Consider the following 12,767-nt stretch of genomic DNA (forward strand, 5'->3'; position numbering starts at 1 on the left):
AGCGAGGGCGGCGGCCGATGTGCCGTCCCCACTGCTCGAAGGGTTTCCCATGCTCTATTGGCTCAGCCGGTTCAGCGAACACGTCGAACTGCTCAACGTCTTTCGCTACATCACTTTCCGGACCGGCGGAGCGATCGCGACGGCCCTGCTGTTCGTCTTCTTCTTCGGCCCGGCCAGCATCTCCTGGCTCAGGATCAAGCAGGGCAAGGGGCAGCCGATTCGCGAGGACGGGCCGCAGTCGCACCTGTCCAAGAAGGGCACGCCGACCATGGGCGGCCTGATGATCCTGTCGGGCCTCATGGTCTCGGTGCTGCTCTGGGCCAATCTCACCAATGCCTATGTCTGGGTGGTGATCCTGGTGACGCTCGGCTTCGGCGCCGTCGGCTTCTATGACGACTACCTGAAAGTGACCAAGCAGAGCCATAACGGCTATTCCGGCCGGGCCCGGCTCGGCATCGAGGCGGCTATCGCGGGCCTGGCGGCCGTGGGCATCGCCTATGTCGCGGGCTCGCCACCCTTCTCCACCTCGCTGGCCTTCCCCTTCTTCAAGGACCTGCTCGTCAACCTGTCGATCTTCTTCGTGGTGCTGGCCGCCTTCGTCATCGTCGCCGCCGGCAACGCCGTCAACCTGACCGACGGCCTCGACGGCCTCGCCATCGTGCCGGTGATGGTCGCCACGGCGAGCTTCGGCTTTATCTCCTACCTCGCCGGCAACGCGGTCTTCTCCAACTACCTGCAGATCCATTTCGTGCCGGGCACCGGCGAACTCGCCATCATCTGCGGCGCCACCATCGGCGCCGGGCTCGGCTTCCTGTGGTTCAACGCGCCGCCGGCGCAGATCTTCATGGGCGACACCGGCTCCCTGGCGCTCGGCGGCATGATCGGCACCATCGCCGTCGCCACCAAGCACGAGATCGTTCTGGCGGTGATCGGCGGCCTGTTCGTGCTCGAGGCCGCCTCGGTGATCATCCAGGTGATCTCCTTCCGCTACACCGGCAAGCGCGTGTTCCGCATGGCGCCGATCCACCACCATTTCGAGCAGCTCGGCTGGAAGGAGCCGCAAGTGGTGGTGCGCTTCTGGATCATCTCGGTGGTGCTGGCGCTGATCGGCCTCGCCACGCTGAAGCTGCGATAGGTCCGTCATGACGCCGATCACCGTCTTCGCCGGCCGCACGCTCGCCGTGTTCGGGCTCGGCGGCTCCGGCCTTGCCACGGCGCTGGCGCTCCAGGCCGGCGGCGCCCGGCCGGTCGTCTGGGACGACAGCCCGGCCAGGGTCGCGGAGGCGCAGGCCAAGGGCCTTGCGGCGCAGGCCCTCGACACCCTCGACTGGGCCGGCGTCGCCGCGTTGGTGCTGTCCCCCGGCGTGCCGCTCACCCATCCCGAGCCGCACTGGACGGTCGGGCTTGCCAGGTCGCACGGCGTCGAGGTGATCGGCGACATCGAGCTGTTCGCACGCCAGCGCCGGGCGACCGCGCCCGAGGCGCCCTTCATCGCCATCACCGGCACCAACGGCAAGTCGACCACGACGGCGCTGATCGCCCATCTCTTCGCCGCCGCCGGGCGCGACGTGCAACTCGGCGGCAATATCGGCACGGCGATCCTGTCGCTGGAGCCGCCGGCGCCTGAGCGGGTGCACGTGATCGAGTGCTCCTCGTTCCAGATCGATCTCGCCCCGACCATCGACCCGTCGGTGGCCGTGCTGCTCAACGTCACCGAGGACCATCTCGACCGGCACGGCAGCATCGAGGCCTATGCCGCGATCAAGGCGCGGCTGGCGGCCGGCGCCCGAACCGCCGTGGTCGGCGTCGACGACGATTTTTCGCGCACCATCGCCGACCGGCTGGAGGCCGAGGGCCGAACCGTCGTGCGCATCTCCGTGCTCGGGCCGCTCGCCGACGGCGTCTATGCCGAGGGCGAGACGCTCTATCGTGCCCGCGGCAGCACGGCCGAGCCGGTGGCGAGCCTTGCCGGCATCGGCTCGCTGCGCGGTGCCCACAATGCCCAGAACGCCTGTGCCGCCTTCGCCGCCGCCACTGCGGCCGGCCTCGACGCCGGGCGCATCCAGGCGGGAATGCGCAGCTTCCCCGGGCTGGCGCATCGCATGCAGCAGGTCGGCCGCCTGGGACCGGTGCTGTTCGTCAACGATTCCAAGGCCACGAACGCCGATGCGGCGGCCAAGGCGCTGGCCTCCTTCGACACGATGTTCTGGATCGCCGGAGGCAAGGCCAAGACCGGCGGCATCGTCTCGCTCGAGGGCTTCTTTCCCAAGATCGCCAAGGCCTACCTGATCGGCGCGGCGACCGAGGCGTTCGCGGCGACGCTGGAGGGCCGGGTGCCGTATGTCCGCGCCGGGACGATCGAGCGGGCGGTGGAACTCGCTGCCGCCGACGCGGCGGCCTCGGGGCTCGCCGAGCCGGTCGTGCTGCTGTCGCCGGCCTGCGCCTCCTTCGACCAGTTCCGCAACTTCGAGGAACGAGGCAAGGCGTTCGAGGCGGCGGTGCGGGCTGTTGTGGGACGGTCCTGAGGCCGTCCTCCCGGGACACGGCACGCGAGGTGAAGGGGGCCTGCCCTATAGGCGCTAGGATACGCGATCGTCGGAGAAATGGGCTCGCCCGTTCAGTAGCGTCATGGCCGGACTTGATCCGGCCATCCACGCGAACGCAACGGCAGCCGGTTTGGCATACCCTTGGCCGCTGCCCTTTTCTGCGCCGACAATGGTCGCGTGGATGGCCGGATCAAGTCCGGCCATGACGGCTGAGAGGGCGTCGCCTTTCCCAGCAGCGGCGTGGTCAGGCCTTATCCTAGCGCCTATGGGGGCCTGCCCCTCATTCCTTCATCGCCACCGACAGTTCGGGCCGCGTGTTGAGCGTCTGGAACACCACGCAATAGCGCTCCGTCAGCTTGAGCAGCGCATCGACGCGCTCCTGCGGCTCGTCGGTGTCGAGGGCGAAGCGCAGGCGGATGGCGCGGAAGCCGACCGGCGCGTCCCGGGCCACGCCCAGCGTGCCGCGAAAGTCGAGGTCGCCCTCCGCCTCGACCGTCGCCGCCTTCAGGCGGAAGTCGAGCGCCGTCGCCACCGCCTTCAGCGTCACCCCGGCGCAGGCGACCAGCGCCTCCAGCAGCATGTCGCCGGAACAGAGCTCCAGGCCGGTTCCGCCCGTGGCCGGATGCAGCCCGGCGACGGCGAGGGCCCGTCCGGTCTCGACCTTGCAGGCGATCGCCCGGTCGTCGATCGCGCCCTTCGCCCGCAGCGTCACCAGGGCCTGCGCCGCATCGTCGCGATAGGCCTGCTTCAGCGGCGCCTGCAGCGCCTTCAGTTCGGTTGCATCCATGGCCGTCGATCCTGAGCTTCCGCCGGTGGCGCCCGGCGGAATCCGACATTCCTCCGGGCCCGGCCGCAACGCAATTCCGACGTTGGCGGCGCCGCGCGCGGCATCGTGATGAGGCGTGATGACGCCGGTGCGGGAAGCGGCGCTAAGGTTCCGGCCGTATCCTGACGGACGGCCCGACAAAGGCGGCTCCCATGCGATCGACCACCCTCATCGTCGGCTTGGCGCTGGCCTTCGGCCTTGCGCCGGCATCGGCGCAGACCCCGTCCAACCGCATTTCCGGCACCATCGTCGCCGTTGCCGCAGACAAACTCACGGTCAGGCAATCGGATGGCGGGGAGGCGAGCATCGCCCTGCCGGAGGGCGTCAGGATTGGCGCGGTCGCGGATCGCAAGCTCGAGGACATCAAGGCCGGGGACTTCGTCGGCTCCGCCGCCGTCGAAGGGCCCGACGGCAAGCTGCACGCTCAGGAGGTCCACATCTTCCCGGAGGCGATGCGCGGCACCGGCGAGGGCCATCGCCCGATGTCGGGGCCCGGGCAGACCATGACCAACGCCACAGTCGCCACGGTCGCGAGCGCGCCGAAGGGGCGGACGCTGCAACTGGCCTACAAGGGCGGCACGCAGGCGATCCAGGTCGACCCCGGCGTGCGGATCGTCTCCCTCATCCCCGGCGACCGGAGCCTGCTCAAGCCCGGTGCGGCCGTGTCCGTCTTCGTGACGCGCGCCGCGGACGGCAGCCTGACGGCCCGCTCGATCCAGGCGGAGAAGGACGGCGTCAAGCCGCTGATGTGACGCCGGCGGCCGGGTCAGACAGCGGCGAGGATCCGCGCCTTCAGCTCGGCGGCCGCCGCATCGGCGCCGCTCCGATCACCGTGCGGCAGCGTCACGCGCTGGTCGAGGGCGATGGTGCCCTCCCGCAGCACCAGCACGCGGTCGGCCAGCGCCACCGCCTCGCCGACGTCGTGGGTGATCAGGACGGCGGTGAAGCCGCGCTCGCGCCAGAGTCGGCAGAGAAGCTGGTGCATCTCCTGGCGTGTCAGGGCATCGAGCGCTCCGAACGGCTCGTCCAGCAGCAGCACGCTCGGCCGGCTTTCCAGGGCGCGGGCCAGCGCCACCCGCTGGCGCTGGCCGCCCGACAGCGTGCCCGGCCAATCGTCGGCTCGATCGGCCAGGCCGACCGCCTCTAGCGCGGCAAGGGCGTTGGCGCGCCATCCCGGTTCGCGGGCAATGCCGACATTGGCCACGACACGTTGCCAGGGCAGCAGCCGCGCGTCCTGGAACATCAGCCGCGCGGTGGCGGGGATGCCCCGGATCGGCACGCCGCCGATGGCGACCATGCCGCTGCTCGGCCGGTCGAGGCCGGCCAGCAGGCGCAGCAGCGTCGACTTGCCGCCGCCCGAGCGTCCGACCACGGCAACGAACTCGCCGGCGGCGATGCCGAGGTCGAGGCCGCGCAGCACGTCGCGCGCTCCGAAGGCCTTGGTCACGCCGCTGAGCTCGACCGCCAGGCCGGCACGTGCCGGCTTGCGCGGCGCCGGCACCTCCTCGCTGCGCGCCTGCGGCAGCAGGGCGGCTCCGAAATAGGGATCTTCGAGGAATTCGGCGGTGAGACTCATGCGCGTGCCTCCGCTGCAGCGGCATAGCTCGGATGCCAGGAGAGGGTGGAGCGTTCCAGCGCCCGGGTGATCACGTCGGAGAGCTTGCCGAGCAGCGCATAGACGATGATGCCCATCAGCACGATGTCGATCTGCATGAACTCGCGGGCGTTCATGGTCATGTAGCCGATGCCCGAGGAGGCGGAGATGGTCTCGGCCACGATCAGGGTCAGCCACATCAGGCCGAGGCCGTAGCGCAGGCCGACGAAGATCGAGGGCAGGGCGCCCGGCAGCACCACCCGGAAGAAGCGGGCGAAGGGGCCGAGGCCGTAGACCCTGGCCATTTCCACCAGCGCCGGATCGACGGTGCGGATGCCGTGATAGGTGTTGAGATAGACCGGGAACAGCACGCCGAGGGCGACGAGGAAGACCTTGGCCTCCTCGCCGATGCCGAACCACAGGATCACGAGCGGAATGATGGCCAGGTGCGGCACGTTGCGCAGCATCTGCAGGGTCGAATCGAGCAGGAGCTCGGCCGGCTTCCACAGGCCGTTGAGCACGCCGAAGGCAAAGCCGATCAGCCCGCCGATGACGAGGCCCTGCAGTGCCCGCAGGCCGCTGATCGCCACCGCGTGCAGCAGGGTGCCGTCGTCGAGGGCCTGCCGGAAGGCCAGCGCCACGGCGCTCGGCGCCGGCAGGGTGCGGGCAGAGATCAGGCCGGTGTCGGCCGCGATCTCCCAGCCGGCCAGCAGCAGGATCGGCAGCAGCCAGGCGGCGGCGCCGCGCGGGAGACGAAGGGAGGAGGCGGTCATGGCCGCACCTTTCCGGGAATGGCTCAGGATCCGTTGCCGCGCACCGCGTCCTGGACCGTCAGGGGCTTGGGGATCAGCTTCAGCGCGTGGAACGTGTCGGCGATCTTCTGCTGTTCGGCGACGACTTCGGCCGAGATCGGCCTGACGCCCCAGGACTGGCGGCCAAGGGCGAGCTTGAGCACCGGGACCGGGATGCCGACGGCCGGCGAGAGCTCGGTCGCGGCCTGGTCGATATTGGTCCCGGCCCAGTCGTCGATCTCCTTGATCGAGGCGACGATGGCATCGACCGCGGGGCCGTTGGCGGAGACGAAGCCACGTTCGCCCAGATAGAACTGGTGGTTGGACACCAGCCCCTCGCCGCTGGCCAGGGTTCGGGCTTCCAGGGTCACTTCGGCGGAGGCCTGGAAGGGATCCCAGATCACCCAGGCATCGACATTGCCGTTCTGGAAGGCGGCGCGCGCATCGGCCGGCGGCAGGAACACCGGCGTGATGTCGGCATAGCTCAGGCCGGCCTTCTCCAGCGCCTTGACCAGCAGGTAGTGGACATTCGAGCCCTTGTTCAGGGCGACCTTCCGGCCCTTGAGCTCGGCGACGCTGTTGAGCGGGCTGCCCTTGGGCACCAGGATCGCCTCGCTCAGCGGCGCGGCCGGCTCGTTGGCGACATAGACCAGCGGCGCGCCGGCAGCCTGGGCGAAGATCGGCGGCGCCTCGCCGGTGATGCCGACGTCGAGTGCCCCGACGTTCAGTGCTTCCAGGAGCTGCGGCCCGCCGGGGAATTCGGTCCAGGCGACGGAATAGCCGAGCGGTTCCAGCTTCTTCTCCAGGAGGCCGCGGGCTTTCAGCAGCAGGAAGGTGCCGTATTTCTGGTAGCCGACGCGCACCACCTTGTCGGCCGCTTGGGCGGTGCCGGCGGCCAATGCGGTTGCGAGGGCGACGGCGGCGGTGACGCGGGCCAGGCGCCCGAAAAGCGATCTCATGGAAAATTCCCCTCTTCGGCGTCGGCCCGGCGGGCCTCTGGGAAAGCGATCTAATAATTCTGTATAGTATATAAAATAAGTCAACTAAAATGCGTGAACGGAGAATGGCGACGGACGGCTCAGGGCGGCGTGGACGGACTCCGGCCGGCATCCTATCTTCGCGCCGGGATTGTCGGCGCTCTCGAAGCGCCGGGGCTGCGAGAGGGAAGGACGGGTATGGGGCAGGCATTCGAAGGGGCAGCGGCTCGGCGCGGGGCTGTGCATGCCGGCGTGCGGCCGGACGTGCAGGCCGAGATGAACTATCTCGGCGAGCAGGCGGACAAGCCGCTGTTCCACACCAGCGACCAGCGGCAGTCACGCCTCGTGGTCGATCCCCATATCGTCTCCGTGCGCGATGCGCGCGCGCTGGCCGCGCCTTCGCTCGATCGGGAAGGCTTCCAGCTGGTGCGCCAGCCCCTGCCGGACATGGATCTGCGCGATGCCTCGATGCGCGATGGCCCCTATCTCCTGATGGTGCAGGATCTCGTCCGGGAGGCTCTCGGCGCCGCTAAGGTGATCGCCAACACGTCGGTCCTGCGCCTGCCTGGGCCGGATGCCTTCCAGGTGCCGGTGCTGCGCGTGCATTGCGATTTCACGCCGGCCTCGGCGCGCCAGCTGATCGCCGAATGCTGGGACCAGAGGCTGAGCGCCGAGGACGGCCTCGCCGACACGGCCCGCCTGATCGCCGAGACCGTCGATTGCCCGTCGCCGGAGCGTCGCCGCTACGGCCGCGTCATCGCCCTCAACTGCTGGCGGACGATCTCCGATCCGCCGCACGATTACCCGCTGGCGGTCTGCGCCCGGGATTCGCTGGCGCCGGCCGACGTCCGCCGGGCGGACTTCATCGAAGAGGTGGAGGGGACCGAGGCCTATCGCGGCGAGCTGTCGCTGTGCCGCTACAATCCGCATCACGCCTGGTACAGCTATTCGGACATGCGCACCGACGAGGTGCTGCTGTTCCTGGGCTACGACTTCTCCGAGCCCGACCGCTGCGGCGCCATGCATGCCGCCTTCCGCGACCCGAGCTGCCCGCCGGACGCACCGGGCCGCGCCAGCGTCGAGGTCAGGCTGTTCGCCTTCTACGACGCCTGAGTCGCGGGGAGGGATGCCGGCGGCATGGACCGGAGAGGCTCCGGCCCATGCCGCCGTCGAAGGTCAGAAGTCGAACTGGCCGACATTGTCCTTGGTGAAGGTGAAGGGCGAGCCGAGCAGGATCTCGCTGCCGTTGATCACCTTGAGCTCGCCGAGCCTGCCGGCCTTCACCGAGGTGTCGCCCGGCTTCAGCGTGCCGTCGACGGCGGCGCGCAGCACGTGCATGGCGGCATAGCCCAGGTCGACCGGGTTCCACAGCACCACCGACTTGACGCAGCCCGAGTTGACATAGGGCTTCATCGCATTCGGCGTGGCGAGGCCGACGACGCTGATCTTGCCGCATTTGCCGGCCTGGGTGACGGCCTCGGCGGAGGCGGGCGTGGCGACGCTGGTCATGCCGAAGATGCCCTTGAGGTCGTCGCCATATTTGTTGATCAGCGTGGTCGCCTGGTTGAAGGACAGGATGTTGTCCTCCTGCGCCTCCACCGTCTCCAGCCATTTCAGCTTGGGATGGCACTTGGCCTGGTAGGCCTCCATCTCCGCGATCCAGCGGGCCTGGTTCGGCGTGGTGAAGGTGGAGGTGACGATGGCGAAGCTGCCGTCCTCGCCGATCTCGGCGGCGATGGTGTCGACCAGCGCCTTGGCGATGCCGTTGAACTGCGCCTGGTTGACGAACCATTCGCGCGCGTCCGGCGTCGAGTTGGCGTCGTAGCCGACGACGTGGATGCCCTTCGACAGCGCCTTCTTCAAGACCGGCGCGATCGCCACCGGGTCATTGGCGGCGAAGAGGATGCCGTTGACGCCGGAGGTGATGTAGTTGTCGATGAAGGTGATCTGCTCGTCGATGTTGGCCTTGGTCGGGCCGTCGGTCTTGACGTCGACATTGCCGAGCTCCTTGGCAGCCTCGGCGATGCCCTTGGACGTGGCGTTGAAATAGCCGATGCCGATCAGCTTGGGGACGTCGACCACGGTGATCTTCTTGCCCTTGAGATCGGGCGCGTTGGTCGGCTGGCCGCCGTCATAGGGCGCGGCCTTGGCTTCGGCCGGCGTGGCGTCGCAGGCGAGCGGATTGGTCGGCAGGTCGTCGCCGCCGGTCCAGCTCGCGGCCTTGGCACCGAGCGTCAGCGACAGCGACAGGGCCAGGACGCAGGTTGAAAGGCGAAGCATGGTTTCCTCCTTCTTGGCGTGTTCGATGGTACGGCAAGGCGTCTTATTGTCGGCGTTCACCCGTTGCCGTCGCGGTTGAACAGGTTGCTGGCGAGAAGCGCCAGGATGAGGATGGTGCCGATCACCACGATGGTGCCGTCGCCCTTGATCCCGGCCAGCGACAGGCCGTTCTTCAGCGCCTGGGTCAGGATCAGGCCGAGCGCCGTGCCGATCACCGTGCCGCGGCCGCCGAAGATCGAGGTGCCGCCCAGGACGACCGCCGTGATGGCGTCGAGCTCGATGCCGGTGCCCATGTCGGAGCGCGTGGTCGAGACGCGCGAGACGAAGATCACGGCGGCGAGCGCCGCGGCAAAGCCCGACGCCGCATAGATCGCCAGCTTGGTGCGATCGACCGCGATGCCGGAAAACCGCGCCGCCGTCTCGTTCGAGCCGATGGCATAGGTCGATCGCCCGAAGGTGGTGAGGCCGAGCACGCCGGCGGCGACCAGCGTGGCGGCGCCGAGCAGCCAGACCTGGGTCGGCACGCCGGCGACCTCGCCCTGGCCCAGCACGTAGAACCAGTCGGGATAGCCGCGCACCGAGCGGGCCTGGCTGATGCCCTCGGCGAGGCCGCGGTAGAGCGCCAGCGTGCCGAGCGTGGCGATCAGCGGCGGCACGCCGAAGCGGGTGATGACGAGGCCGTTGAACAGGCCTGCCAGCGTGCCGGCCGCCAGCCCCGCCAGGACGGCGATCGGCAGCGGCAGGCCGGCATTCTGCCACAGGACGCCGACCAGGATGGCGACGAGGCCGAGGATCGAGCCGACGGAGAGGTCGATGCCGCCGGTGACGATGACGAAGGTCATGATCAGCGCCACCAGCCCGACTTCGGCCATGAGGCGGGCCTGGTTCAGCAGGTTGTCCACGGTGAAGAAGCGGTCGGACTGGCGCGCCAGCAGAACGAGGACCAGCGCGACGATGACGGCCAGGATGACTTCGTGGCGGAGGAGACTGCGCAGAGACATCGTCGCTCCGTCATGTCGAGCGATGGCGGCGGACCATGTCGGCCAGCACCGTCACCAGGATGAGCACGCCGAGCACGGCGCGTAGCCAGTAGGCGGAGACGCCGACGAAGATCAGCGCCGAGCCGATGGCGGCGAACAGGATCGCGGCCAGGGTCGAGCCGATCACCGTGCCGGTGCCGCCGAGGATCGAGACGCCGCCGATCACCGAGGCGGTGATCACGGTCAGTTCCAGGTTGGGCGGGACGGTCGACTGGATGACCTGGAGCTGCGTGGCGAACAGCACCGAGGCCAGGCCCGCGAACAGGCCGTGCAGGGCGAAGATCGCCACCGTCCGCGGGCGGATCGGCAGGCCGACGGCGCGCGCCGCCTCGACATTGCCGCCGATGGCGTAGATCGAGCGGCCGAAGGCGGAATAGCGCATCCAGGCCGCGACCAGCAGCGTCAGCACCACCATGAAGTAGACCGGCGCCGGCACGCCGAACAGGCGGAACTGGGCCAGGAGAAACTCCGGCGGCAGGTTGGAGATCCAGGCCCCGCCCGTGGCGCTGATCAACCCGCCCTTGAGGATGGAGAGCATGCCCAGCGTCACCACGATGGAAGGGATGCGGGCATAGGCCACCAGCACGCCGATGAAGGCCTCGACCAGGACCCCCAGGACCAGCGGCGCCCCCCAGGCGACCCAGACCGGGTAGCCCTGGACCGCCAGCGTCCCCGCGACCACGGCGAGCACGCCGATCAGCGCCCCGACGGCGACGTCGATATGGCCGGCGATGATGATCATCGACATGCCGATGGCCGCCACCGCGATATAGGCGTTGCCGGCGAAGATGGTGTTGAGGTTGTTGGGGCTGATGAAGCGGGGATTGATCAGGCTGGCGACGAGGAAAAGCACGAGCATGGCGACGAGCACCACGGCTTCCTGGCCGAAGGCCCAGCGCGGGCGCGAGCGGCGGGCGGGGAGGGAGGCTGCCGGCTGGTTCATGGTGTCGCCTCCGCCGGCTGGCGCGCCTTGATCATCGCGGCGCCGACGGCGTCCGCCGTCGCGGCGCTGCGCTCGAAGCTGTCGACGATGCGCCCCCCGCTCATCACCAGCACCCGATCGCTCATGCCCAGCACCTCCGGCAGCTCGCTGGAGATCATCAGGATCGCCAGTCCTTGGCGGGCGAGCTGGCCCATCAGGGCGTGGATCTCGGCCTTGGCGCCGACGTCGATGCCGCGCGTCGGCTCGTCCATGATCAGGATGCGCGGCTCGGCTGCCAGCCACTTGGCCAGCACCACCTTCTGCTGGTTGCCGCCCGAGAGCTGGCGCACCACCTGCTCGGGACCGCGGGCCCGGATGCCGAAGCGCTCGATGCCGGCGCGGGCCTGCCGCGTCTCGGCCCGGCGCGGGATGATCGAGGCGCGGGCGATGCGGTCGAGGATGACCATGGAGATGTTCTCGCGGATGGTCATGGGCCGAACCAGCCCTTCACGCCCGCGGTCCTCCGGCACATAGGCGATGCCGAGGTCGCGGGCGGTGCGGGCGCTGTCGATGACGACCGGCTTGCCGTCGATGCGGATCTCGCCCTGCGTCGCCGGCGTGATGCCGAAGATGGTGTGGGCGAGCTCGCTGCGTCCCGAGCCGATCAGGCCGGCGATGCCGAGGATCTCGCCGGCCCTGAGCGACAGCGAGATGCCCTGCACCTTGGTGCCGTGCGAGACGCGGTCGAGTTCGAGCACCACCGGCCCCTGCTCGACCTCGACCTTCGGGAACAGCCGGTCGATCGCACGGCCGACCATCATCGCCACCAGCGCCGGCTCGTCGACCTCGCCGATGGCGCGGGTGCCGACCAGGGCGCCGTCGCGCAGCACGGTGACGCGGTCGGCCAGGGCGAAGATCTCCGGCATGCGGTGGCTGACATAGACGATGGCCACGCCCCGCTCGCGCAGGCGTCGCACCACGTCGAGCAGCCGGGTCACGTCCGCTTCCGTCAGCGCCGCCGTCGGCTCGTCCATGATCAGGACCCGTGCCTCCTGCGACAGCGCCTTGGCGATCTCGACACGCTGCTGGTTGGCGACGGAGAGGCTGCCGACGCGCGCGTCGACGTCGAGGTCGCTGCTGTCGAGGGAGTCCAGGAGCTTGCGCGCCTTGCGGCGCATCGCCGGCCAGTCGAGCCCGCCCCAGGCGGTGCGCGGGGCGTGGCCCAGCAGGATATTCTCCGCCACGCTGAGCTCGGGGAACAGCAGGAGCTCCTGGTAGACCGTGGCGATGCCGGCGCGCTGGGCATCGCGGGGCGACGAGAAGCTGACCGGCTCGCCGGCGACGCGGATCTCGCCGCCGTCGGGCCGATGGATACCCGCCATCATCTTGATGATCGTCGACTTGCCGGCGCCGTTCTCGCCCAGCACGGCATGCACCTCGCCGGCCATCACCGACAGGCTGACCCCGTCGACGACGCGCACGCCGGCGAAGGACTTGGAGACGCCGGCGAGTTCAATGATGGCGGTCATGGCGGCTCGGGCGAGGATGATCATTTTTCGTCAGGGCCAGCGGATTTGCAATCACGCGCACGGCCGACCGGCGATCGGCAGCGACCCCTGATCTTGCCGTCGTGCAGCAAGAAATATTGTGCATTGCACTGTTCCTCCCCGGAACCGCAATCGTTTTCTTGCGGTTGCCACCGTGGACACTCTCTCGGTGCCCTTATGGTGTAGAGTAATCATGGTGCGACGATCGAGGTCAACCGTCCGCCGCGCGATGGTTGCGGATGAT

General features: G+C 69.2%; 12 protein-coding genes. 4 read left to right on the top strand and 8 right to left on the bottom strand.

Going from position 1 to position 12,767, the window contains the following annotated elements; translation table 11 throughout:
• Positions 1–49: 49 nt before the first annotated feature.
• Together mraY and murD are read left to right on the top strand one after the other, a co-directional pair.
• Entirely contained in the window at positions 50–1,135 is a 1,086-nt protein-coding gene (mraY, locus tag AC27L4_RS23350; RefSeq protein ID WP_487144783.1) for a phospho-N-acetylmuramoyl-pentapeptide-transferase, read from the top strand.
• 7 nt (positions 1,136–1,142) lie between these two features.
• Complete coding sequence (gene murD / locus AC27L4_RS23355; protein WP_487144785.1) at positions 1,143–2,525, top strand: UDP-N-acetylmuramoyl-L-alanine--D-glutamate ligase; 1,383 nt, start codon at positions 1,143–1,145, stop codon at positions 2,523–2,525.
• Between the two features lie 301 nt (positions 2,526–2,826).
• Here murD and AC27L4_RS23360 read toward each other — a convergent pair whose 3' ends face one another.
• Positions 2,827–3,333, bottom strand: a complete 507-nt coding sequence (locus AC27L4_RS23360; protein ID WP_487144786.1) for an OsmC family protein — start codon at positions 3,331–3,333, stop codon at positions 2,827–2,829.
• Between the two features lie 191 nt (positions 3,334–3,524).
• Between AC27L4_RS23360 and AC27L4_RS23365 the strand changes: the two genes are divergently transcribed.
• The gene (locus tag AC27L4_RS23365; RefSeq protein WP_487144788.1) at positions 3,525–4,124 is read left to right on the top strand and encodes a hypothetical protein; all 600 of its coding nucleotides are present in this window, start codon (positions 3,525–3,527) and stop codon (positions 4,122–4,124) included.
• A gap of 14 nt (positions 4,125–4,138) precedes the next feature.
• Here AC27L4_RS23365 and AC27L4_RS23370 read toward each other — a convergent pair whose 3' ends face one another.
• The 3 genes from AC27L4_RS23370 to AC27L4_RS23380 are packed head-to-tail and all read right to left on the bottom strand — an operon-like array spanning position 4,139 to position 6,716.
• Positions 4,139–4,948 (bottom strand): ATP-binding cassette domain-containing protein, encoded by an 810-nt coding sequence (locus AC27L4_RS23370; protein ID WP_487144789.1) that lies wholly within the window; start codon positions 4,946–4,948, stop codon positions 4,139–4,141.
• Positions 4,945–5,739, bottom strand: a complete 795-nt coding sequence (locus AC27L4_RS23375; RefSeq protein ID WP_487144791.1) for an ABC transporter permease subunit — start codon at positions 5,737–5,739, stop codon at positions 4,945–4,947. The genes AC27L4_RS23370 and AC27L4_RS23375 overlap by 4 nt, the downstream gene beginning before the upstream one ends.
• Positions 5,740–5,762: 23 nt before the next feature.
• The gene (locus AC27L4_RS23380; RefSeq protein ID WP_487144793.1) at positions 5,763–6,716 is read right to left on the bottom strand and encodes a sulfonate ABC transporter substrate-binding protein; all 954 of its coding nucleotides are present in this window, start codon (positions 6,714–6,716) and stop codon (positions 5,763–5,765) included.
• A gap of 216 nt (positions 6,717–6,932) precedes the next feature.
• Between AC27L4_RS23380 and AC27L4_RS23385 the strand changes: the two genes are divergently transcribed.
• The gene (locus tag AC27L4_RS23385; RefSeq protein WP_487144795.1) at positions 6,933–7,847 is read left to right on the top strand and encodes a CmcJ/NvfI family oxidoreductase; all 915 of its coding nucleotides are present in this window, start codon (positions 6,933–6,935) and stop codon (positions 7,845–7,847) included.
• Between the two features lie 63 nt (positions 7,848–7,910).
• On the opposite strand, the gene AC27L4_RS23390 is transcribed toward AC27L4_RS23385, so the two are convergent.
• From AC27L4_RS23390 to AC27L4_RS23405, 4 genes are read right to left on the bottom strand one after another with little or no spacing between them, the layout of a single operon-like run.
• Positions 7,911–9,014 (bottom strand): autoinducer 2 ABC transporter substrate-binding protein, encoded by a 1,104-nt coding sequence (locus tag AC27L4_RS23390; protein WP_487144797.1) that lies wholly within the window; start codon positions 9,012–9,014, stop codon positions 7,911–7,913.
• Positions 9,015–9,070: 56 nt separating this feature from the next.
• Positions 9,071–10,015 carry an ABC transporter permease gene (locus AC27L4_RS23395; protein ID WP_487144799.1) on the bottom strand — a complete coding sequence of 315 codons (945 nt, stop codon included), beginning with the start codon at positions 10,013–10,015 and terminating at the stop codon, positions 9,071–9,073.
• A 10-nt stretch (positions 10,016–10,025) separates the two neighbouring features.
• Entirely contained in the window at positions 10,026–10,997 is a 972-nt protein-coding gene (locus AC27L4_RS23400) for an ABC transporter permease (RefSeq protein WP_487144801.1), read from the bottom strand.
• Entirely contained in the window at positions 10,994–12,505 is a 1,512-nt protein-coding gene (locus tag AC27L4_RS23405) for a sugar ABC transporter ATP-binding protein (protein ID WP_487144803.1), read from the bottom strand. The genes AC27L4_RS23400 and AC27L4_RS23405 overlap by 4 nt, the downstream gene beginning before the upstream one ends.
• Between the last annotated feature and the right edge of the window lie 262 nt (positions 12,506–12,767).

The organism is Labrys sp. Lb11 (genome assembly GCF_057554225.1).

Excerpts from the sequence above, each read along its gene's own strand:
- AC27L4_RS23365 (WP_487144788.1), top strand. The coding sequence starts at position 3,525 with ATGCGATCGACCACCCTCATCGTCGGCTTGGCGCTGGCCTTCGGCCTT.
- AC27L4_RS23405 (WP_487144803.1), bottom strand. The coding sequence starts at position 12,505 with ATGACCGCCATCATTGAACTCGCCGGCGTCTCCAAGTCCTTCGCCGGC.
- AC27L4_RS23380 (WP_487144793.1), bottom strand. The coding sequence starts at position 6,716 with ATGAGATCGCTTTTCGGGCGCCTGGCCCGCGTCACCGCCGCCGTCGCC.
- AC27L4_RS23400 (WP_487144801.1), bottom strand. The coding sequence starts at position 10,997 with ATGAACCAGCCGGCAGCCTCCCTCCCCGCCCGCCGCTCGCGCCCGCGC.
- AC27L4_RS23375 (WP_487144791.1), bottom strand. The coding sequence starts at position 5,739 with ATGACCGCCTCCTCCCTTCGTCTCCCGCGCGGCGCCGCCGCCTGGCTG.
- AC27L4_RS23390 (WP_487144797.1), bottom strand. The coding sequence starts at position 9,014 with ATGCTTCGCCTTTCAACCTGCGTCCTGGCCCTGTCGCTGTCGCTGACG.
- murD (WP_487144785.1), top strand. The coding sequence starts at position 1,143 with ATGACGCCGATCACCGTCTTCGCCGGCCGCACGCTCGCCGTGTTCGGG.
- mraY (WP_487144783.1), top strand. The coding sequence starts at position 50 with ATGCTCTATTGGCTCAGCCGGTTCAGCGAACACGTCGAACTGCTCAAC.
- AC27L4_RS23395 (WP_487144799.1), bottom strand. The coding sequence starts at position 10,015 with ATGTCTCTGCGCAGTCTCCTCCGCCACGAAGTCATCCTGGCCGTCATC.
- AC27L4_RS23360 (WP_487144786.1), bottom strand. The coding sequence starts at position 3,333 with ATGGATGCAACCGAACTGAAGGCGCTGCAGGCGCCGCTGAAGCAGGCC.
- AC27L4_RS23370 (WP_487144789.1), bottom strand. The coding sequence starts at position 4,948 with ATGAGTCTCACCGCCGAATTCCTCGAAGATCCCTATTTCGGAGCCGCC.
- AC27L4_RS23385 (WP_487144795.1), top strand. The coding sequence starts at position 6,933 with ATGGGGCAGGCATTCGAAGGGGCAGCGGCTCGGCGCGGGGCTGTGCAT.